The sequence below is a fragment of the Microcoleus sp. BR0-C5 genome, assembly GCF_036705045.1.
Taxonomy (GTDB): Bacteria; Cyanobacteriota; Cyanobacteriia; order Cyanobacteriales; family Microcoleaceae; genus Microcoleus.
Genome location: NZ_JAUBTR010000017.1, coordinates 51792 through 74901, shown reverse-complemented (window position 1 = coordinate 74901; position 23110 = coordinate 51792). Strand labels below are relative to the sequence as shown.

Sequence of the window (23110 nt, the reverse complement as noted above, 5' to 3'; positions counted from 1 at the left end):
ATCCCCGCTAGATTGGCTACTCCGAATGCTGTGGCGACGGGAGTATGTGAATAAACAGGGCTTGATTCTAATCAGGAGGAAGGAAAATAATTATCACACATTCCAGAATCTAATACCAGTTCAAAAAATAATGCAACTGTAGGCCAGTACTCCCAACTGATATCCACTCAATCAGTTCCCATCTAAAATCTAAAATCTAAAATCTAAAATCTAAAATGGTAGAAGCCGGAGGCTTAACCGAAAGAGAGGGTACTATAAGTCCAGGATGCACAGGTAGTCAGAAACCGGGTTTTTTCATAGCAATAGTTCATTATAGCCCGCCGAAACGAGCAAAAACCCGGTTGCGAGGCGTCGTCCATGCGTCCTGGATTGTACTAGAAACCTGCTACCTGAGAATCTTGAGACTCTCACCAGTGCCAGGCCTAGTTATAAAAAAGAACTAAACTGTCTGTGTGTAGTAGTCTAAATGATGGTACTGGATGCTTCTAAGCATCTGTAAACCCTCTCACAGCTAGTGGCTCAAGGATATACATACGGGTTTTGCAGGGTTCCCGGCTGATGGCGCTAAAAACTCTGCATTTTTGACGGGGAATGTAATCCCCGTGTCGTGTTCCTCTTTGGACTAAAGTCACAAAGTTTCTATACTTCCCATATTTATTTATGAAAACCGTTCTGATTGTAGAGGACGATTTGGTTAATGCTCGGGTTTTTTCCAAAATTCTGACTAAGCGGGGGGGCTTAGCCGTGAAGCACACGGAAAATGTTGAAGAGGTGATGCAGATTGCTGCCAACGGCGAAGCTGATTTGATTTTAATGGATGTGTCTCTTTCGCGCAGCGTGTACCAGGGCAAATCTGTTGACGGCATTAAGATTACTCAACTGCTCAAAGCTGACCCACAAACGGCATCGCTGCCGATTATTTTGGTGACTGCTCACGCGATGGCTGGTGATAAAGAAACATTTCTGGATCAAAGCGGTGCCGACGGTTACATCTCTAAACCTGTGGTAGACCATCAAGAGTTTGTTAATCAAATCAAGGCTTTGCTGCCTGATTGAGTGAACCATATATGCCGAAGCAATAAGAAGGAAGAAGGAAAAAGGAAGGAGGAAGAAAGAATTTTTTGTTTGAACCAACAAACAATTAAAACTCTATAATTACAAAGTTTGCTTAAACTCTGAATCTTCCTTCTTCCTTCTTCCTTTGGATGTCCCGATTACACAATGCTATGAGTTCGGACTTTGAATTCGTGAGGCAAAATTTGAGATTTTTATGACGAGTGAAATCGAATGGTGCGTTGCGGCGAGGAACCAAATTATCTTCAGCGAGCGCAACGCTGTTCACTCATTCATGCAATCTCAAAACTATTATTACTCTTCGTCCTCATCGAAGTCAAAACCGATATCATCATCCTCATCGTCAACATCCGGTCCCAAGGCATCATCCTCAGTCTCAGCGACAAAATCGTCATCATCAACCTCAACCTCCTCAAAATCCTCATCAGGCTCAAGATCAGACGGGCGCCCGATCTCAAAACCGCTCTCGATCGTATAAGCACGGCGCGCAGTACGGTCATCAAGTACCACATCCTCCTGCAAATCGTGGATGTCGTCATCAAACACAGCACCATCAAAACCGGCATCCTGAACCCCAGCATCCTCATAGGCATTGAACCCAGTACCCGCAGGAATCAGGCGGCCGATAATCACATTTTCCTTGAGCCCGCGCAGCCAGTCAGACTTACCTTCGATCGCAGCCTCCGTCAACACCCGCGTAGTCTCCTGGAAGGAAGCAGCAGAAATAAAGCTATCAGTATTCAGCGAAGCCTTAGTAATCCCCAGCAACACCGGAGTATAGTCCGCCGGCGCTCCACCAGTAATTGACATCGCCTCATTCACCTGCTCAACCTGCCGCAATTCTACCAACTCCCCAGGCAGCATAGTAGTATCGCCCCCATCCTCCATCCTGACTTTGTTAGTCATCTGGCGGACAATGACCTCGATGTGCTTATCAGAAATATCCACGCCCTGAGACTGATAAACCGACTGCACCTCATTCACCAAAAACGTCTGCACCTGCTGGAAACTCTCCAAAGCCGCCTCAAAAGTAGACTGCCGCTCCTTGAGCACGTGGAAGAACACCTCCAGAATCTCGTGAGGATTCGCAGGCCCGTCCGTCAAAGCCTCCGCAACCCCCACCCGCTGTCCATCGGAAACGATCGGATTTTGACCAGGCAACAAAGGATACTCCTCAATCCGGCCATCATCCTCAATCACCGCAAGTTCCACAACATCATCATCCGTAACCACACGAGCCGTCCCCGGCCGCTTAGCTAAAATACAAGCCTCCTTCGGCTTCCTCCCCTCCAGAAGTTCCTCAATCCGGGGCAAACCCTGAATGATATCCCCAGTCTTTGCCCGCTCAAACACCAGAATCACCAAATTGTCACCCCGCTGCACCAAGTCCCCGTCGTCCACGTGCAGCACCGCACCCGCCGAAACCCGGTAAGGACGAGCCACCCTCAGCAAGAGTTTCGCCGATTCTGTCCCCGACGCAGGCACAACCTTCACAACTTGGCCCGACTCCTCCAGAACAACCCCCGGAGCTATTTCCGTACCAGCCACCAGCAGTTGACCCGGACTCACATCCGGCGTACTCGCCACAGAAATCGCAATAGAATCCGCATCCCGCATCACCAACAGTCGGCGCACCGGTTCGGCCTGCCCCTCACGGATGCCCCGAACAATACCCGCCTCCTTGCAGAGAATCTCCGTCCGCGCCACCACAGCCCCAGGCGCGATCGACTGCCCATCCTCCACCAACAGCCGCGTGTGAGTGCTCCCCTGAGTCGGGTCAGCAGACACATCCCGCCGAATCACCAGCGACTCCAAAATCACCAACTGCAAGCGGAAAGTCTTGGAAACTCGATCGCCCCCATCATCCACAGCCACCGCCAACTCCTGCGACCCACTAACATCTTCAGGCGAACCCCAAGCCGGCCCCGAACCGTCCGCCCCAAAAGCCGCAGCATCATCCTCATCCGGCAACAGCTCAATATCCGCCGCCAGTTGCGGAGCCCCCGAACCAATTTCCAAAATAAGCTGAGTCCGCAACAGTTCCAATCCCTCCACAGACTTCACCCGCTCCCCATCCTTATAAGGAAGCCGCTGCACCGCCTTCAAAGAAATCGACTCATTCAGCGCCGTCTGAGAAGGCACCGGAGGCTTATCCGGCACCGGAAACTCCACCACAGGCCGCAGCAACAAAGCCGGGCCCTCCGGAGTCTCGATATACTCCGCATAGCCTAACTCCTCAGCCACCAAGCCTGGAAAAATTTCTTGACCAGCGTTGACGATTTGACCTTCCCCAAATGTTAGCGGCGGGCGGTCTACTACATGGAGTGTGCCCGGTTTGATCACAATTTCCCGCAGGATGTCATTTTTCTGAGTGATTTCCACTGCCCCGCTGGTTTGGCAGAAAATATCCTTAACCACCTCAGTACCCGCCTCAACGTACTGGCCATCTTCCACCAGCAGCAGAGAAATATCCTTATTCACCTCATGGCACTCCTCCGGTATCCACAGCAGAGTCCCACCTTTAACCACCTCGTAGCCAAGTTTAGCCTTGCCGCGCTTGTGGACTTCCACTCCCCCATACTTGACAATCCCCCCTGTAGCCGTGCGGTAGCTGTCGTCCAGCAGTTCCGCCACCACTTCCCCGTTAATCACCTTGCTCCCAGGAGCAGTCTTCAGGGAAAACCGCTGCTTAGAAGATGTTTCGATCGTGTAATGGTCGCGGCCCCCCGCACTTTCTGCCCGCACCACCGCTTGGTCGAGCAGGACTTGGGCGGTGATAATTTCGATTTCTCTGGGGTCAGCGATGCGAACTACCCCACCATGTTCCGAGACCAGCTTAGTTTCAGCAATCACGCTTTCCGCCGGAATGCGATCGCCATTTTTCACAGCCGGTTCCGCCCCCGGAGGCAAATTGTAGACCTCTCCCGATAGAATCCAAATCAGCCCCCCCTTGCTGGCCGTGCGCGTCGTGTTCCCTTGGCGATCAGTTTTTTCTTCCGGCACCAAATCAGCAAACTTCGCTTCTCCCGCTAAGTCAGAAGCCACATCTGTAGTCACTTTTTCCGTAGTCTTGCGCGCAGCCCGACCGACGATCGGCACCTCAGCCAAAACTTGACCCGGAATCGCCCGCTGTCCGTCTTTGACCATCAGAGTAGAACCCTGAACAATCGCCAACTCAATTTTCAGCTTTTGATTCTTAGCCCCCGATTTCCCTTCCTCAAATCCATCCCCCTCAAACACAAGCTTGCCATTGTTTTCTGCCACCAGCGCCTCTTCGCCATGTCTGGTGCGGAATGATCGAGTACGCAAATTCTTGAACTTCACCACCCCAGGGAAAGGAGCCCGTTCCTGTTTCGCCACCTCCCCAGTAAATACCCCCCCAGTGTGGAAAGTACGCATGGTGAGCTGGGTTCCCGGTTCCCCGATCGACTGAGCCGCAATAATCCCGATCGCCTCACCCATATCCACCATCTTCAAATGCGCCAGACTCCAGCCATAGCAGTGCTGACACACCGATCGAGTCGATTCACAAGTCAGGGGCGATCGTAAAAACACCTCCCCCACCCCAGAATTACCAATCTCCCCCGCCAACTCATCCGTAATTGGCTGATTTCGGACAGCCCTCTCGCCGCCATAAGCCACAACCTCCCTCGTTTTCGGATGCACCACATCCCTCGCCAACACCCGCCCCAGCAACCTATCCTTCAGCGGAATCAGCACCGTTGCCCCATCCGTCATCGGTCGCACCCGAATACCCCGCTGAGTGCCACAGTCCACCTCCCGCACAATTACATCCTGCGACACATCCACCAACCGACGAGTCAAATAGCCAGAGTCCGCCGTCCGCAACGCCGTATCTACCAGGCCCTTGCGCGCACCGTAGGAAGAGATGATGTATTCGGTAACGGTGAGTCCCTCCCGGAAGTTGGTTTTAATTGGCAAGTCAATAATTTCCCCCTGCGGGTCAGCCATCAATCCGCGCATTCCGACTAGCTGCCGCACTTGAGAAATGTTTCCCCGCGCCCCGGAGAATGCCATCATGTAGACCGAGTTTAGGGGGTCTGTGGCTCGGAAGTTTTTGACTACTTCGTCTTTGAGGTCTTCTGATGTGCTGTTCCAGGTATCGATTACTTTTTGGAAGCGTTCGACTTCGGTGATTTCGCCTCTGGTGTATTTTTGTTCGGTGATGCGGATTTCTTCTTCGGCTGCATCCAGGAGCGATCGTTTTGACGGGGGTACTTGCAAATCGTCTACGCTAATCGAAACTCCTGCTCGTGTCGCAAAGCGGAAACCCAAGTCTTTGAGTTTATCGGCCATTTGCGCTGTACGGGCCGTTCCGTAGTGCATGAAAGACCAAGAGATTAATTTTTTGAGCTGACCTTTGTCAACAACTCGATTGCGAAAAACAATTTCCTTATTTTCTGTCATTTTTCTGAGTAGTGGTAATTGGTAATTGGTAATTGGTAACTTTTACGGCAGTTCGCATTCGGTTCCCCTGAGCGAAGCCGAAGGATTGAGGAACCGCGTAGCCGAAGTATTGGTAATTGGTAATTGGTAATTGGTAATTGGTAATTGGTAATTGGTAATTGGTAATTGGTAATTGATAAGTAGAGTGGCGGGAACAAACAACCAGCATTTTGCAGGGGTGGGTTTAGCGTATAAGGAAAAGAGCTAAGCTAGGAGATGAATGCACACCAGCCCTTCCCATAATAAAGTTTACTTGCACCTACCTACTTAATTGGTAATTAGTAACTTTTACTGCCCTTCGATTTCGCTCAGAAACAGCGTAGCCGAAGTATTGGTAAGTAGTAATGGGTAATTTTTCCGTCTTCAATTACTATTATTGGCTAGCAATTATTGGCAAGTTATTACCCATTACCTGTTACCTATTACCTGTTACCCATTACCTCTTACCGATTCCCCATTTCTAATTGTTAATTACCGATTCGATCGTTTGGTGATAGATAATCCGGCCCGGAGTAGTGCGAATGAACTGATTGAGCACCTTGCCGTCTCCGTCTTCCCGCACCCGGCGGAACTTGTATTCTTTCGTCACTATACCGTCGGTAGAGCGTTCTACCTTCAGTGGTTCTCCTTCAGGTTCTATGTTTTCGATAGCGCCTTGAAACCTCACCCACACATAGGAGTGCAAGTCAACGACTCCTTGTTCGTAAGCTACAACCGCGTCGGTGAGGTTGGAGAAATAGTGACCGGCTCCTTTTTGAGCGTCAGGATTTTCGGCTGTTAAGTAATAGCAACCGAGCACCATATCTTGAGAAGGAGTAACGATCGGTCTTCCGGTTGCCGGCGACATAATGTTGTTAGAAGCCAGCATCAGCAAGCGCGCTTCCGCCTGAGATTCCAGAGACAAAGGCACGTGCACTGCCATTTGGTCGCCGTCAAAGTCAGCGTTAAAAGCCGGACAGACTAGCGGGTGAAGCTGAATTGCCCTCCCGTCCACCAAAATCGGCTCAAAGGCTTGAATCCCCAAACGGTGCAGCGTCGGCGCCCGGTTCAGCATTACCGGGTGTCCTTCAATCACCTCCTGAAGCACGTCCCAAACACTGGGATCGTTGCGCTGGATCAGTTTTTTGGCAGCTTTGATGTTGTTGACCAATCCTTGGCGGATCAGGCGGTGGATGACGAAAGGCTGGAAAAGTTCGATCGCCATTTCCCTCGGCAAACCGCACTGATGAATCTTCAGTTTCGGCCCCACCACAATCACCGAACGCCCGGAGTAGTCAACCCGTTTCCCCAGCAAGTTTTGCCGGAAGCGCCCTTGTTTCCCTTCAATGATGTCCGACAGCGACTTCAGCGGGCGGTTGTTTGCGCCCACCACTGTCCGGCCCCGGCGACCGTTGTCAATCAGCGCATCCACAGCTTCTTGCAGCATCCGCTTTTCGTTGCGGATGATAATCTCCGGCGCCAGAATTTCTTGCAGTCTCGCTAACCGATTATTCCGGTTGATGACTCTCCGGTAAAGGTCGTTGAGGTCGCTCGTTGCAAAACGCCCGCCGTCTAGCTGCACCATCGGCCGCAAGTCGGGGGGAATCACCGGAATCACGTTGAGTACCATCCAATCGGGTTGAGAACCCGTAGCGATGAAGTTGTCAATAACCCGCAAGCGTTTAATTAACTTTGCCCGTTTTTGACCTTTAGCATTAGCAATATCTTCCCGCAACTTTTCCGCTTCACTTTCTAGCGGAATATTTTGCAGCAAAACTTGCAAAGCTTCAGCACCTATGCCCACTTCTACGCCCGTCAGCGTGGAATCTTCGCTGTAAAGTTCGTCTTCTATTTCCAGCCAAGCATCTTCCGTGAGCAATTGCTTGTATTGCAGCTTTTCTGCATTACCTGCATTGAGGACAACGTAGGCATTAAAATAGACGATTTGTTCGACATCTCGCAGCGGCATATCTAACAGAATTGCCATGTAACTCGGAATACCTTTGAGATACCAAACGTGAGCTACTGGAGCCGCTAATTTGATAAATCCCATGCGATGGCGGCGGACGCGAGATTCAGTGACTTCAACACCGCATCTTTCGCAAACAATGCCTCTATGGCGAACTCGTTTGTACTTTCCACAATGACATTCCCAATCTTTTGCAGGCCCAAAAATGCGCTCGCAAAACAAGCCATCCATTTCAGGTTTTAATGTCCTATAATTTATTGTTTCGGGTTTTGTCACCTCGCCGGTTATCTGACCGTTGGGTAAAGTTCTCTCTCCCCACTGTCGAATTCTTTCTGGTGAAGCTAACCCGATCTTGACGTAATCAAAGCGTTGTTCTATTTTAGCCATTCTTGACTCCAATTGATGATTTACAGGCGATAATTTGTGGTAATTTATCTTTTTTGTTGGTTTTTTTTGCGGCTTAAATCAATTTTATTCTCCTCTATATGTGACATTCCTTTTGATATCAGAAATGACATTTCTGGATACCCCAAATTCCTGAGCAATTTTAGCAATGGATTCTCCGGCTTGAATTCGTTCTCTGATTTCAAGAGCTTGAGCAAAAGTAAATTTGCGATCAAGATGTCCACCCATGCGAGGAAGTGGAACCTGTTGACCTGCTTCCTTCCAAGTGACGTGATATTTAATATCGTGTATGGTTTTGCGGCCGACACTGTATTCCTGTGCTACATCCTTCATCCTCTCTCCTGCTGCTAGCTTTTGTCGAATTTCTCGCACCTTTTCCCAATCTAATTTGGCATTGGAAAGGGGATGACTTTTGCCTTGAGTGCGTCCTTTCTTAGAAGCATCTAATGAATTTTGGGAACGGGTACCACCCCACAGGTGTTCTGGATTGATGCAACTGGGACGATCGCAGCTATGACAAGCATCTATTGAAGTGGGAATTTCACATCCTAATTTCTCTGCTAAAACAGCACGAGTGACTGATTTCGATTTCCCATTTTTAAAGTACCTGCCATAGCCTTGACCGTCCTTTGAGCCTTGAAAAATGATGCAGCCGTTGTCTTGAATTTCTCCTAAAAAACCTGGCGAAACTGTAGTGAAGTTATCGGGAATATTTGTCTGAAGTATCTTAGTAATAGTTTCATGTTGTACCCCATACTCTTTTGCTAGGTGGTTTTTGACTGTTCCAGATAAATATTTAGTCTGAATTTCCCGTAGTTGTGCGATCGACAATATGCCAATACCGGGAATACTTTTGCGTCTGGGAGTTTTGCGATCGCGCCCAATCATCTGCCCGGTATTCTCAGCAGCAGTACCTACTACCAGATGTGCCGGGTTGATGCAGCTTCGATTGTCGCAGGTATGGCAACCAAAATAACCGGAACCGAGGAACCCTGCTATTTTTGATTCGAGGACTAACCGGTGGACTAAAACCGTTTTGCCATCGATCCATTTGCGCCCGTAACCGTTGCCAAACTTGCTCCCTTGCCAATTAATACAGCCCGTCGCCCGGTCAACTTCTCCTTGAATTCCTGGGACAACTGTTACAATATTCATGTTCAGCGTCTCTCCTGTTTAGAGCGTTGATTCGCCTCAGCAGTGGTACGAACACTGCTGAGGCATTTTAATTTGAGATTGTTGATTAAAGATTAAAGAATTGAATGCTGTCAAAAAATCTTTAATCTTTAATCTTTAATCTTTAATGCCTAATCCTCGTCAAGTTCGTCACGAGAAAGGGATTCGTAAGTAGGCCGGGAGGGCGATCGCTTGCCCCCAGCATCTGCCATCAAATCCACCTCAACGTGCTCGCTGCCCTCGTCGGACGTATTCACCTTGTGCACGGCAATATCCAAGCACAAAGACTGCAACTCCCGCATCAGCACCTTGAAAGATTCCGGCGTACCGGGGCGCGGAATAGCTTTGCCTTTGACGATCGCATTCAGCGCTTCATTCCGCCCCTGCATATCGTCCGACTTCACAGTCAGCAACTCTTGCAAAGTATAAGCGGCGCCGAACGCTTCCAGCGCCCAGACTTCCATTTCTCCGAACCGCTGACCCCCTTGCTGCGCTTTGCCGCCCAAAGGCTGCTGCGTTACCAGCGAGTAAGGGCCTGTGCTACGGGCGTGGATCTTATCGTCTACCAAGTGAACCAGCTTCAGCATATAGGCGATGCCGACTGTGATCGGGCGATCGAACGGTTCCCCAGTTCGGCCATCGTAGACAATAGTCTTGCCGGGGTGCTTTTCATTAAACACCCAAGGCTTACCGGTTTTTTCCCTGGCTTCCTGCAGCTTGCCGTGTACGGTTTCCCGCGACTTTTCAGCGCCGTGCATTTCATCAAAAGGCACCATCTTGAACCGCATCGACAGATTTTCGCCCGCCCATCCCAGCAAGCACTCAAAAATCTGACCTACGTTCATCCGCGACGGTACGCCCAAGGGATTGAGCACTATGTCAACCGGAGTCCCGTCGGGCAAATAAGGCATATCCTCCATCGGCAGAATCCGGGACACAATACCCTTATTCCCGTGGCGGCCGGCCATTTTGTCGCCGACTTGAATTTTGCGCTTTTGAGCCACGTAGACGCGGACGACCATGTTGGCGCCAGGGGGCAGTTCGTCGCCCTGTTCGCGGGTAAACACCCGCACGTCCACCACGCGGCCTTTTTCGCCGTTAGGGACGCGGAGGGAATTGTCCCGCACGTCGCGGGCTTTTTCGCCGAAGATTGCCCTCAGCAGTTTTTCTTCCGGCGGTTGGTCGGATTCGCCCTTGGGGGTGACTTTGCCGACTAGGATGTCGCTGGCTTCTACCCAGGCTCCTTTGCGGATAATGCCCTGTTCGTCTAGCTGGCGCAGCGCGTCTTCGCCGACGTTAGGAATTTCACGGGTGATTTCTTCGGGGCCGAGTTTGGTTTGGCGGGCTTCGATTTCGTATTTTTCAATGTGGATCGAAGTGTAGACATCTTCGTACACCAAACGCTCGCTAATTAGCATCGCGTCTTCGTAGTTGTAGCCTTCCCAGGGCATATAAGCTACGAGGATGTTGTGACCCAGAGCGAGTTCTGCCCCTTCTGTGGAGGAACCGTCAGCCAGAACTTGACCTGCTACAACTCGATCGCCCTCATAAATCAGCGGACGCTGGTTTAAACAAGTATCCTGGTTAGAACGCTGATATTTTTGCAGTTCGTGTTCGATGCAGCCAGCATATTTTTGCTTCCAAACCGAGGGCTGTTTGACTTTGAGATCGTCGTATTCCTTAATCAGGAAATGTTCTTCGCTGGAATTCGATTCGGCATCTACAGCCAGGGGTTTGACAATAATCCGGGTAGCGTCGATGTAAATCACCTCGCCGTCGATCCGGGAAACCACAACCATCCCGGAATCTCGCGCCGCCTGAGCTTCCAAGCCCGTACCGACGAGGGGCCGTTCTGGTTTCAGTAGCGGCACAGCTTGCCGCTGCATATTCGATCCCATCAGAGCTCGGTTGGCGTCGTCGTGTTCCAGGAACGGAATCAGGGATGTCGCGACGGAGACGATTTGCACGGGCGAAATCGCCATGTAGTCCACCTGCATCGGAGTGGTGGTAGTGAATTCTTGGCGGTAGCGGACGGCTACGGTTTCGCCCAAGAGGTTGTTGTTTTCGTCGAGGCTGATGTCTCCGGGGGCGACGCGCAAATCGTCTTCTTCATCGGCTGTCATGTAAACAGGCGCTTTGTCGCGCAGCACCCGTCCTTTTTCTACTGGATAAAAAGGAGTTTCGATGAAGCCGTAGGGGTTGACTCGCGCGTGGGTTGCCAAGGAACCGATCAGACCGGCGTTGGGGCCTTCTGGTGTTTCGATCGGGCAAATCCGGCCGTAGTGAGACGGGTGAATATCCCGTACTGCAAACCCGGCGCGTTCGCGGGTCAGACCTCCAGGGCCCAAGGCGGAAAGCCGACGTTTGTGAGTCAGTTCTGCCAGAGGGTTGGTTTGATCCATGAACTGCGATAGCTGGGAGGAACCGAAGAATTCCTTGATTGCTGCTACCAGCGGTTTGGGGTTGACCAGAGAGGCGGGGCTGAGGGAGTCGGCATCCGAGACTGTCATTCTTTCGCGGATGATCCGTTCTAAGCGGTTGAGTCCGACGCGCACTTGGTTTTGCAGCAGTTCTCCGACACTGCGGACGCGACGGTTGCCTAAGTGGTCGATGTCGTCGGTGGAGCCGATGTCGAATTCGAGGTTAATTAAGTAGTCGATCGCCGTCAAAATATCTTGGGATGTCAGCACCCGCGTTGTATCGGGGACTGTCAAGCGCAATTTTTTGTTGAGTTTGTAGCGGCCGACTCGGCCCAAATCGTAGCGTTTGGGGTCGAAAAAGCGCGAGTTAAGGAGCTGTTCTCCCCCCGCCACGGTGGGGGGTTCGCCTGGACGTAGTTTGCGGTAGAGCTCCATCAAAGCTTCTTCTTCGCCGAATTGTCCTTCTTTCTCGATCGTCTTTTGGAAGTATTCCGGGTGGCGGAGTGAGTCGTAGATTTCGCCGTCTGTGAGTCCGAGGGCTTTGAGCAGCACTTGGGCTGAGAGTTTGCGGGTTTTGTCGATTCTGACCCAGACTAAATCGTTTTTGTCTGTTTCAAATTTCAGCCAAGCGCCGCGGTTGGGGATCAGACTGGCGTTATAGGAACGGCGACCGTTTTTGTCGGTTTCTGATTTGTAGTAGACGCCGGGGGAACGCACGATTTGGTTGACAATTACCCGTTCTGCGCCGTTGATGATGAATGTGCCGCGCTCGGTCATCAAGGGCAAGTCGCCGATGAAGACTTCTTGTTCTTTGATTTCCCCTGTTTCTTTGTTAATCAGGCGGGTGGGGACGTACATTTGCACCGAGTAGGTGCTGTCCCGGCGCTTGGCTTCGTCGACATCATATTTGGGGCGCTTGAGTTTGAAGTCTTTGCCCATGAAGTGGAGTTCCAGCTTGCCCGTGTAGTCTGTAATCGGGGAGAAGCTGTCGAGTTCTTCGATCAGCCCGGCTTCTAGGAACCAGCGAAAACTTGCCCGCTGGATTTCTATCAAATCGGGCAAGGTAAAGGCGAATTCTGTGTAATCTTTAGTGGTCATGGGGGTCCTTTTTCCGCAGTGGCTCTAGCTTTTTACATGGCGCCAAGGCTGGGCTTTTTTACCTTGTTGCGTTTTTTTGATGGATTGTGTGAGAGAATTTATATGATGTTTTCGATCGCCTGCCAACTGCTGCAACGGTTATTTTTGCTGGTGGCTCGCAGTATTTTTGTGCGGATTTTAGTTTCGATCGAGATGCTTTTAGCTCTGATCTCGTGGTATCCCAGGGGAAATTCCCTACACTTTTGACTCCTAAAATTGACTTGACAGCTATTGCCAAATTGCTGAGGTTCCAAGTTTCTTCTGATGTGTAAGTTTGAGTGTGTAAGTTTGAGGTATTGCCTGAAGTTTTGACCTATCCCGAAGGTTAGCGTACTCGCGTTGTGTTGGCCTCAAGCGGGCGACATCGCAGTCGCGGATACTAAGCCAACGCCCGATCAGTCGGTTCTTTTTATTATAGGACGCAAATCCGATCGCAACAGGCAACGCCAAAAGAATCTCCAATAAAGGATGAATCCGGTTTTTCTGGCAGGATAGAAATGGGATTATCCCGATCGCTGGCTCCTAAATCAACCTGTTTTCCTCGTTTCTCTGCTCTGCTATAACTAAACAGAAAAGCCGAATAGCTGACAGGCATTTTCGGTTGTCTGCTGGGACAAAGTTAAGAGAGAAACTCCTCTCAATTTAGCAACTTGCTCGGCTACGTAGTAGACATAGGCTGGTTCGTTGCGTTTTCCCCGCTGGGGTACGGGGGCGAGAAAAGGGCAATCTGTCTCGACTAGGATGCGATCGCTATTTACCATACAAGCTGATTCTTGTATTTGCAAGGCTTTTTTAAAGGTGACTGTTCCGCTAAAACTAATGTAGAAACCTAGGTCTAAAAACCACTGGGTTTCTTCGGGTGTGCCTCCCCAGCAGTGCATGACCCCGCGCACAGGCCCGCGTGTTTGCCAAAAGTTCCTCAGCATTTCGGCCATTGGGGCGGCGGCGTCGCGACAGTGGATAATGACTGGTTTGTCAAGTTCCTGGGCGATTTCAAGCTGTGCCTCAAACACTTTAAACTGGTGTTCTCGATCGTCAGCTTTATAAAAGTCCAGTCCGGTTTCGCCGATCGCCACTACCCTAGAGTCCGAACTTGCTAATTCCCTAATCTGGCTTGCAGTCTCGTCTTTCCACTTGTCGGCATCTAGGGGGTGGAGTCCAACCGCAAAAGACACTTCTGCAAACTGGTTGGCGATTGCTTGAATGCTGGCAAACTCTTCTGGCTCTACACAAGAATGAACCAGCCGAACTACACCAGCTTCGCGCCAGCGTTCTCGAATGGCTTCTAACTCAGATTTGTAGGTCTCAAAGTTGATATGAACGTGAGTGTCGATGAGCTGCATGGGGGAAGCAGATTAGAGGTGATACGGGAGAGTCTTAGTGGGATAGGGCGAGGGGGGAGTGAGAGAGTCTGGGAGTGGGAGTGGGAGAGAGTGTGGGAAAAATCTTCCGTCTTCTTTCTTCCGTCTTCCTGCTTCACGCTTGACTGCTTCACGCTTGACTTCTTCCCTCAACATCCATCCCTTCAATCTTGTACACTGCTTCGTTGCCGAACTTTCTGCTTCCTTAAGACGCTACCGAGGATGCTTCGTGTGGCTTGAGGGTTCTTGCCAAGCGGGACTTTTTGCGAGCGCCGTTGTTGCGGTGGAGTACACCTTTTTTGACAGCTTTGTCAATTTTGCTGTAGGCCTCAGACATTCGCTGCTGAACTTCTTGCATTAATTCCGGGCTAGGAGCTGCGGCGTACTTGTCTACGGCAGCGAAATACTTCTTCATCAAAGTTTTGACCGCTGACTTGTAAGATTTGTTGTACAAGCGGTTACGTTCGGCGATTTTGACTCGTTTGACGGCGGACTTAATATTTGCCATAGTTCAGTTGCTGGAAGTAGGTATTCATTGATACACCCTAGTCTCAAGACAGTCCCAAGACAGGGGGATTTTGAAGGACAACCTTTTCGGGATAGATCCGCAAAAAGCTTGATTTTTAAGGGCGGAGTGAGACAGCCACTCTCGATTCGCTCAGATTGAGATTCAGATTGAGCTGAGTCTGTGGCTACTTTTTGGCGAGGCCCGCGCAATAATTTTTTATTGACTCATTTAACTGGCTGTTTTTTACCCCTGACAATACCCAAAGGTATGACACGGGTGTTACAGAGGCGTTTTGCGGTGTTTCCACCGTCACGAGTTAAAGTCACGGTTTCTTGCGCGCAATTTTCAAGTATACAATAATTTGGCGTTTTTTAATAAAAAAAATATCAGGTGTTGGAAAAACTAATATAGCACCTATTTTGCTTAAAATCCAATTCTCTGAAAAATCCAAGTTAAGCTATAACAAAGAATACGGGTTATTTGGGCTTCGGCAAGAAGCACTTACCGAAGGTAGAAGGTAAAAAGCTGAAGGTAGAAGGTAGAAGGTAGAAGACAGCCGGATCAGAAGGTAGAAGGTAGAAGGCAGAATCAAAATTCTCCCCCTCGAACACTCTCCCTCTCGGATATTATCGGGGTCGGACACTCTCCCCCTCTGCGTTCCCACCCTCTCCCTCCGCAACCGGTTCTCTGGCGGGCAATTCAAGAGAGAAGGTTGTGACTTGTCCTCAGTGTTGCAAAATCCTCGACAGAGATTTAAATGCTGCACTGAAGCCTGGGAAAATGCCGCGATTATCGCGGTTTAAGCTTGTGGACTGGTGGTGGCCTACTTCTCTAGGAGAACCCCACAAAAATCCCCAATTGTCAAGCAAATGTTAGTGAAGTTATAGACGGCATTCCTAATCTCCATGCTGCGAATCATTACTCAGTGGGTTGAGGCACAAGCTGAACTGCGACGGATCTGCGATCGCACCCATGACGAACTTGTCGTTCACAAAGAAGCCACCGTGCGGGAGGTGCTGCAAGCTGTAAGGCGCAGAGGCGATCAGGCTGTGCTGCACTACACTGCTGAATTTGACCGCATGACCCTAAATGTGGAAGATTTACGGGTGAGTGGCGCCGAATTGGATGCTGCTTACCAACAGGTGTCGAAAGAATTATTAAATGCAATCCGGCTGGCTTGCAAACAGGTAGAGGCGTTTCACCGACAGCGCGTACCCAAGTCTTGGGTGCAGTTTGGCGATGACGAGATTGTTTTGGGCAAGCGCTACACGCCGGTCGATCGAGCGGGAATCTACATTCCTGGCGGCCAGGCTTCCTATCCAAGCTCGGTGATCATGAATGCGGTTCCTGCGAAGGTCGCCAAGGTGCCGAGACTGGTGATGTGTACTCCCCCCGGACAGGAGAAGAAAATGAATCCTGCGGTGCTGGTAGCGGCTCAGGAAGCGGGAGTTGATGAGATTTATCGGGTAGGCGGGGCGCAGGCGATCGCAGCTTTAGCCTACGGTACGGAAACTATTCCGAAGGTGGATTTAATTACTGGGCCAGGGAATATTTACGTCACCCTCGCTAAAAAACTGGTTTACGGGACTGTGGGGATCGATTCTCTGGCTGGCCCGTCGGAAGTGTTGATTATTGCGGATGGTTCGGCGAATCCTGTGCACGTGGCTGCGGATATGTTGGCTCAAGCTGAACATGATTCGATGGCGTCGGCAATTTTGCTGACGGCGGATTCGGTGCTGGCTAGGAAGGTGGTGGCTGAGGTGGACAGACAGTTGGCAAATCACCCGCGCCGAACTTTAACAGAAAAGGCGATCGCCAACTATGGTTTAGTCGTAGTAGTTGACTCGCTCAAAGCGGCGGCAGAACTCTCTAACGAGTTTGCCCCGGAACACTTGGAATTGCAAGTTGCAGATCCCTGGGCTTTGCTCGACCAAATTCGCCACGCTGGGGCGATTTTCTTGGGCTGCTCGACGCCGGAAGCTGTAGGTGATTATTTGGCTGGCCCGAATCACACTTTGCCGACTTCTGGGGCTCCGCGCTATGCGTCGCCGCTGGGTGTCGAAACTTTTATGAAGCATTCGAGTTTGATTCAATATTCGCCGGCTGCACTTAAGAAGGTGAGTAGGGCGATTAATGTATTGGCCGAAGCAGAGGGGCTTCCTTCTCACGCTGATTCGGTGCGGCTGCGGACTGAAAATGAGGGAAAGGGTGAGTTTTAGATGGTAAATTTGAGATGGGCGATCGGCAAAATACATAGGTAGTCAAAAGCGAGTGAAATGCAGTGAAAGGAAGCAATTCTCTTGCGATTATGGTAGCTTTACATTCTGTGACAAGCGGTTCAGTTTATTTGCACCTACCTACTTACCAACTGCGGGCTTAAGAAACCCGGTTTCTTCAAGTATCTTGCTTAAATGACGCAATTATGTTAAGAAACCGGGTTTATGGGTAGGTAATAATGATGTTGGTGGGAAGCGCGAAATTGTCGAAAGTAGGCGACAATCAACGAAAAATTTAAAGTCTAAATATCTGAAATTTAAAGGTGCATGGTATTGAATACTGTTTTGGTAGCGATCGACAATTCAGAGTTAGCGACTCAGGTATTGCAAGTTGTAGGACAATTTCAGCTAGAACCGACGGCAAAGGTGATTCTAGTTCATGTTGTCAGTTCTGGTAGGTCGGATTTTGACGCGGTTGTCGATAGACCTCACGCTCAGGGAGATGAGATTGCTTACCGAGAGGTAGAGAAGTTACTGCAATCTTATCAGGAAAAGTTGCCTTGCCAGAGCGAATTGGAAATTGTTTCTGGACAGCCAGCAGAGGAAATTTTGCGTTTGGCTAATATTTATAAGGCGGATTTAATTGCGATCGGCTGTCGGGGTTTGACTGGTTTAAAGCGGATTTTGGAGGGTTCGGTGAGTGCGGATGTTGTGGCTGAGGCTCCTTGTTCGGTGTTGGTGGTGCGGGCGAAGTAAGTAGGCTGGTAAATGCGATCGACTATTGCATTTACATCAACCAAGATAGCTATTAATACCAAATCCGGGTATCGTACCCCCTTGATGTTTAGTAAAAGTAGGGTGCGTCGCCACGAACAATTCTTGCTGCCCAGAAAGCGATCGATCGACGCACCATACCATAGGATAAAGGGGATGAGCAACCCGGATTTTGTATAAGATCATTTGTTAGTAGAATGTAAAAATTAACGCTCTATCAAATATATGCTATTTTGTCAATTTACCGACCAACGGACAAATAAAAAACTTCCAGTAAGCGATCGCTTTTAACCGCAGAGTAACGGGGCTACAAAAAGGGCGATTCACGATCGGGATAGCTCCGCTTTAGGCTCATTTGATGAATTGATATTATGATAGACAAAGAACCAATGGCTAAGCATTATCATCTATGCCTCCAACTGCGAAGTGCCTAAAAATTCCTCTGCGCGGTGTTCTTGTTGTTCCATTTGTTCTACAAATCTTTACAGCAGTGAGCTTAACAGGTTGGCTTTCCTTACGCAATGGACAAAAAGCGGTTAACGATGTGGCGGCTCAACTTCGTCAGGAACTAATAGCACGCATTGAAGGAGAACTCAAGCAATATATCAACAAACCTCATGATATCAATCGTGTGAATGCAGTCGCTTTTGCACAGGGCCACATGGACATGGTGAATGGCCGCAACGCTAAGCAATTTTTAACCCAAGTGCAAATTTCCCCTTTTGTTTTTTCATCCTATTGTGGCGATGCTCAAGGATATTATCTGGGTGCGACTCGTCGAGAGTCAAAAATCGCGATGACTGCGAGTAATCAAGAAACAAACTATCATTTTTATTTTTATGAAATGGATAATTGGGGCGATCGGCGAAAATTCCTAGAACAGGTAAACTCTTCTTACGATCCTCGCCAACGCCCCTGGTATCTTTCTGCTGTGAAAGCAGGGAGACCTACTTGGAGCAATATTTTTGTGAATATTGTCAACAATGGTAAGCCTGCAATTACTGCCAGCGAACCTGTCTATGACCCAGAAGGTAAACTTGTCGGTGTCTGTGCCACTCTTGTTGTCCTCTCAGAAAATTTAAGGGAATTTCTGGGAAGTTTGTCTATTGGTAAAACAGGTAAGGCTTTTGTGATGGAGCGATCGGGTTCAATGATTTCTAGTTCCACAAAAGAGCCACTAATCAAAGGACAAGGTAAAGCTCAGAAGATGATTGACGCCGTGGAAAGTAGCGAACCATTTGTGCGGGAGACAGCTAAATATTTGCAGAAATATTTTGGTAACTTTGACCAAATTCATAAATCAGAACAGTTAGAATTTATCCTCAACAGTGAACGGCAGTTTGTTCAGTTGCTACCGCTGAATGATGGTAGAGGCCTGGATTGGCTAATTGTAGTCGTCGTGCCTGAATCTGATTTTATGGAGCAAATAAATTATAATAGAACTACGACGATTATCCTGTGTCTATTATCACTGGTAATCGCAACAGGATTAGCAATTATCACTTCACAATGGATAGCTAAACCTATTCGGCGATTGAGTCAAGCCAGTCAGGCGATCGCCAGTGGAAATTTCGAGCAAAATGTGCCCGACACTCTCGTAGAGGAATTGGTAACTTTATCAGTATCTTTTAATCAAATGAGTCACGAATTAAAGAACTCTTACCACACCCTTGAACAAAAAGTAGAAGAACGCACTCAAGAACTACGGGAGACTCAAGCCCAACTCATCCAAAGTGAGAAAATGTCATCTCTGGGGCAACTGGTAGCCGGGATTGCCCATGAAGTGAATAATCCCGCGAATTTTATTCACGGTAATTTATCTCATCTTAGCCAATATACCCAAGATTTACTAGAGCTAGTACAGCTTTATCAAAAGTATTATCCCCAGCCGGTATCGGAGATTCAAGCCAAGTCGGAAGATATTGAGATCGAATTTTTGAGCGAAGACTTATCAAAAATGCTCAAGTCTATGAAAGTAGGTTCTGAACGTATCCGCGATATTGTTAAATCTCTACGGAATTTTTCTCGATTGGACGAAGCAGATTTCAAAGCTGTCGATATCCATGAAGGCATTGAAAGCACCCTGATGATTCTGCAAAATCGTCTCAAGCCCAGACACACACATCCAGAGATTGAAGTGATCAAAGAGTACGGTACTCTGCCGCAGATCGAATGTTATGCAGGACAACTTAACCAGGTATTTATGAATATTCTGACAAATGCTCTGGATGCTTTAGATGAGCGAGATCGGGTGGAGAAAAAAACAATTCGGATTAGTACGAGTCTGTATAACTCAAAATTGGTCAGAATTTGTATTGCTGATAATGGGTGTGGCATCACAGAGGAAGTCAAAAAACGGCTATTTGACCCATTTTTTACAACCAAGCCCGTAGGAAAAGGTACGGGAATGGGGATGTCTATTAGTTATCAAATTGTGAGCAAAAAGCATAAAGGGAAACTGTGGTGTACATCAGAACCCGGAGAAAGAACAGAGTTTTGGATCGAAATTCCCCTAAATCAAAGTGTTATGTAGTTGAGGATATTCGCGAACTGTGGCATTATCTGGCCAAACCCCATGAATCGGGTCACTTCAAAGCTGTGGAACCTTCAATTTTGATTTTTGATGGCCCGTTTCCCGATATCACCGAACCCTGGGCGCGAGATGAGGGGGAAAACCCCATAACCGCTGCAATCGGTAGAGTAGATATCAACCAACTTGCTGCAATCCCTTACTGTGCAAATTCTGCTCGATGTGGTGCATTTCCTTCCTATCCTCACCAGCAACTATCCCGTAAATTTCCGTGTAGATTTTCCCGTATTTAACCTTCTCTAAAGCTGACAAAATTATCAAGTCCTTGCGATCGAGTTCTGGTTTCAGAGTGACAAGAATGGATTCCAAAGTCCCATCCATTCGGCAGTCACTGGAATATTTAGCCACCTCCTTTCCCCGCCCCAGTAAGGTATGGCGCTGTAAGCAAAGCGGAGTCGAGCCATTAACTCGGAAATTGGCATCAATGGCATACAACAGTCCCTCAGAGTCTTCCAGCACGTCGAAGCCAATAACGCCGAAATAACCCTGTTGATGAGCATATTTACCAATAGCGGCAATCATCTCAAAAAACCTACTCATGTCGGTTTCGCGGTAGTGAATCAGTCCCCCTAAATAGTTGCCCTCTGGAGTGACAAGTTGGCCGGTAGTGCCGATAAGCGTGATATTTCCCGTTTTGCTTACATAAAACTGCACGCAATAGTTCTGCACTTCATTCTTGACGAATTCCGAGACAATAATCGTATCCAGCAACTTAATATCGAGATATTTCCTCACTTCCTGCAAGCAGTAGTTCATATCGCTGGCGCTTTTGATAATATAAGTGCCTTCTCCAGAAAGTCCGTGGGATGTTTTAATCAAGTAGGGGAATTGCTCTGGTAACTGAATGCTTTCGAGATTGACTTCGTGCAGATTGTAGGTTTCGTATTTCGGACATTGCACGCCTAATTCTGCTAGCGTTGCTTTGCTGAGCAAGTGGTAGTGGATGTCGGGATGAACGGCGTGTTTTTCGGGTTTGAGATTGTCGAAGGGAAATAGAGTCAGGAGTTTGTCAAAGCGATCGGTTATGCTGAGATCTTCGAGATAAGTTGAGCAGTCTATCATCTCCATACTGCTGTTGCTGAAGCCCAAATGCTCCCGCCAATAGTCAATCAGCGAGTTCGGCTGCTCATTAATTACAATCCCTGGGATGGCATCACCTAACACTGCCAGATTTTTCCAAGGTTCCTTCTGACCAATCTTGTCGAAAGAAGTTTTGGTGGCTTCACTGCTGCCGTCTTGAATAAAGTATTTTTTCCTGTTGGGGTAAGCAGCCCAACTGGCAGTTACAGGGTAATTTAGGATGAACGCATAACGTGCATCTGTGATGTCTGGAGCAAACAAATCGGAAAGAGAGTTGCCTTGAAAGTAAGGAAAGTCGTATGTTGAGTTCATAGAAACATCCAAGTCGAGTTTGAATAGAACTGTTTTCCCTGCCACTAAGTAGCTCGACATAATTAAAAGTAGGGTGGGCAATGCCCGCCCTACAAATTGAAAAAATGTTTATTGATGTCCAGCTACTTAATACCTAGGAAAAAAGAGATTAGTTGCGGAATTTTAACTCTTTCCAACTAGAGAGAATCCAACCTCCATAATTTCAACGATGGACGAGTTGTTTTTTCTTAGTGAACACAGCCACCTTGTCCATTTCTGAGGTTCTATAAGCACAAGCCATGTCGGTTGAGTTATGCGCCCAGCCAACCCGCCCTTGAGGGTCTATGAGGATGCACCCAGCTTCTCCTGCTACCTTAGATGCCAGAGTCTCAATTGCCATCTGCGCTGCTTCGTCTGGGTGCTTGCCGGACGCTAGAATGTCGATCGCCCTCTTAGCTAGAACTACTGGCATAATGGACTCGCCATCGCCTGTGGTCGAGCAACCGCCCTGTTCATTTTCAGCAAACAAGCCTGAGCCGATAATGGCGCTGTCGCCGACGCGACCGGCGGGCTTATTCATAGTGCCACCTGTTGAGGTACCGGCAACTAAGGTGCCATTACTATCCAAAGCTACACAACCAACGGTATTGGGGCGGTCAAGAACTTCTTTTTCCTCCTCCCACTCTTCCTGTTGCTCATCCGCGATTAAGTCTTCTTTTGCAGACATCTCTGCTCCATTTTCTGCAGCAAAATGTTCTGCGTGATCCGCTACTAAGAACATGGGTTTTTTATCCATAATCTTTCGCGCCACTGAGATGGGATGGCGCACGCCTTGAACATTTGCGAGGGCTCCCCAAGCTAAGGAACGGCCTTCCATCATCGCTGCGTCTAGCTCTACCTCTCCCTGGTTGTTGAGAACCGATCCAAAGCCTGCGTTAAATGTCTGGTCAGCTTCCAGAACCCGGATAGCTGCCTCAACAGCTTCTGCTGCGGTACCCCCCCTGGTGAGCACTGCCCAACCAGCTTCTGCTGCTGCGGTACAGCCTGCATTGTTGGCTGCAACCTTGTCTTCGGAGATGGTTTTTGCTCCACCGTGAACAATAATACTCAATACCATAATTTTCCTTTTTTTTATCTTAAGCTCTACTTAAAAATTTATTACATTAATCAATTTTTAAGTAGTTTTTTCTCCCTCATAGTTTTATAGATTAGCGGTGTTTAATTTTGGGTTGTTCTATCTTCAGAGATAATTATTTTTGTCGAGCTTTGTGTTCCTTCCGACCTAGTTATTTACGAATTATTAATAGACATCTGACCAAAGTTATGTCAATAGTGTGAGGCAAGTTGGCTTCGAGTTAGTTAGGGAAATTGAAAGATTTAGGGAGTAAAAAGGGGGTAAAATTTAAGGCGATGCACTACACATTAACAGGCAAAATTGGTAAACGTGAAGAATGAGACTTTGAGAGAAAATAAGTGCGATCGGGCTTCACCTTACTCTGAGCCTTTATACTTACCCGCCAAAAACTCCCGCAGCCGCAACAAACTAGCCGTTTGCCCCAAATTCAGTGGCAGCAGCCACACTCCCTCCAACCGAGACTGCACCCAACCGTCGCCCCCATACCACTGGTGAAAAATCAAAATGATCTCCCCCTCAAAGAATGTAGCG

The 23110-nt window shown here is 48.7% G+C and carries 15 protein-coding genes; 5 read left to right on the top strand and 10 right to left on the bottom strand.

The window, feature by feature from the left end; translation table 11 throughout:
• Positions 1-660 precede the first annotated feature (660 nt).
• Positions 661-1056, top strand: coding sequence for a response regulator (locus QUB08_RS10960; RefSeq protein WP_006632892.1), 396 nt, complete (start codon positions 661-663; stop codon positions 1054-1056).
• Positions 1057-1368: 312 nt separating this feature from the next.
• On the opposite strand, the gene QUB08_RS10955 is transcribed toward QUB08_RS10960, so the two are convergent.
• The 5 genes from QUB08_RS10955 to rpoB all read right to left on the bottom strand — a co-directional run bounded on the left by QUB08_RS10955 (position 1369) and on the right by rpoB (position 12585).
• On the bottom strand, positions 1369-5502 hold the full coding sequence (locus QUB08_RS10955) for a DNA-directed RNA polymerase subunit beta'' (protein ID WP_333224757.1): 4134 nt from the start codon (positions 5500-5502) through the stop codon (positions 1369-1371).
• Complete coding sequence (locus QUB08_RS10950) at positions 5489-5710, bottom strand: hypothetical protein (protein WP_333224756.1); 222 nt, start codon at positions 5708-5710, stop codon at positions 5489-5491. Before QUB08_RS10950 ends, QUB08_RS10955 begins: the two co-directional genes overlap by 14 nt.
• A 291-nt stretch (positions 5711-6001) precedes the next feature.
• Positions 6002-7876, bottom strand: a complete 1875-nt coding sequence (locus QUB08_RS10945) for a DNA-directed RNA polymerase subunit gamma (RefSeq protein ID WP_333054814.1) — start codon at positions 7874-7876, stop codon at positions 6002-6004.
• A gap of 84 nt (positions 7877-7960) precedes the next feature.
• Positions 7961-9049: an HNH endonuclease gene (locus QUB08_RS10940; protein WP_333224755.1), complete on the bottom strand. Its 1089-nt coding sequence runs from the start codon at positions 9047-9049 to the stop codon at positions 7961-7963.
• Positions 9050-9198: 149 nt separating this feature from the next.
• The gene (rpoB, locus tag QUB08_RS10935) at positions 9199-12585 is read right to left on the bottom strand and encodes a DNA-directed RNA polymerase subunit beta (protein WP_333054817.1); all 3387 of its coding nucleotides are present in this window, start codon (positions 12583-12585) and stop codon (positions 9199-9201) included.
• Between the two features lie 102 nt (positions 12586-12687).
• On the opposite strand from rpoB, the gene QUB08_RS10930 reads away from it, so the two are divergent.
• Complete coding sequence (locus tag QUB08_RS10930; RefSeq protein WP_333224754.1) at positions 12688-12831, top strand: hypothetical protein; 144 nt, start codon at positions 12688-12690, stop codon at positions 12829-12831.
• Positions 12832-13187: 356 nt separating this feature from the next.
• Here the strand turns inward: QUB08_RS10930 and QUB08_RS10925 are convergent, their stop codons facing one another.
• Together QUB08_RS10925 and rpsT are read right to left on the bottom strand one after the other, a co-directional pair.
• The gene (locus QUB08_RS10925; RefSeq protein ID WP_333224753.1) at positions 13188-13967 is read right to left on the bottom strand and encodes a TatD family hydrolase; all 780 of its coding nucleotides are present in this window, start codon (positions 13965-13967) and stop codon (positions 13188-13190) included.
• Between the two features lie 223 nt (positions 13968-14190).
• Positions 14191-14493: a 30S ribosomal protein S20 gene (rpsT, locus tag QUB08_RS10920; protein ID WP_333041544.1), complete on the bottom strand. Its 303-nt coding sequence runs from the start codon at positions 14491-14493 to the stop codon at positions 14191-14193.
• Between the two features lie 905 nt (positions 14494-15398).
• On the opposite strand from rpsT, the gene hisD reads away from it, so the two are divergent.
• The 3 genes from hisD to QUB08_RS10905 all read left to right on the top strand — a co-directional run bounded on the left by hisD (position 15399) and on the right by QUB08_RS10905 (position 20016).
• A complete protein-coding gene (gene hisD / locus QUB08_RS10915; protein WP_333041543.1) occupies positions 15399-16712 on the top strand; it encodes a histidinol dehydrogenase in 1314 nt (437 codons plus the stop codon).
• A 324-nt stretch (positions 16713-17036) separates the two neighbouring features.
• Entirely contained in the window at positions 17037-17465 is a 429-nt protein-coding gene (locus tag QUB08_RS10910) for a universal stress protein (protein ID WP_333224752.1), read from the top strand.
• Between the two features lie 427 nt (positions 17466-17892).
• Entirely contained in the window at positions 17893-20016 is a 2124-nt protein-coding gene (locus tag QUB08_RS10905; protein ID WP_333224751.1) for an ATP-binding protein, read from the top strand.
• 174 nt (positions 20017-20190) lie between these two features.
• On the opposite strand, the gene QUB08_RS10900 is transcribed toward QUB08_RS10905, so the two are convergent.
• The 3 genes from QUB08_RS10900 to QUB08_RS10890 form a co-directional block, all read right to left on the bottom strand.
• On the bottom strand, positions 20191-21465 hold the full coding sequence (locus QUB08_RS10900) for a carbamoylphosphate synthase large subunit (protein ID WP_333224750.1): 1275 nt from the start codon (positions 21463-21465) through the stop codon (positions 20191-20193).
• Positions 21466-21667: 202 nt separating this feature from the next.
• Entirely contained in the window at positions 21668-22561 is an 894-nt protein-coding gene (locus QUB08_RS10895) for an isoaspartyl peptidase/L-asparaginase family protein (protein WP_333224749.1), read from the bottom strand.
• A 374-nt stretch (positions 22562-22935) separates the two neighbouring features.
• Positions 22936-23082: a hypothetical protein gene (locus QUB08_RS10890; RefSeq protein WP_333203961.1), complete on the bottom strand. Its 147-nt coding sequence runs from the start codon at positions 23080-23082 to the stop codon at positions 22936-22938.
• Positions 23083-23110 lie beyond the last annotated feature (28 nt).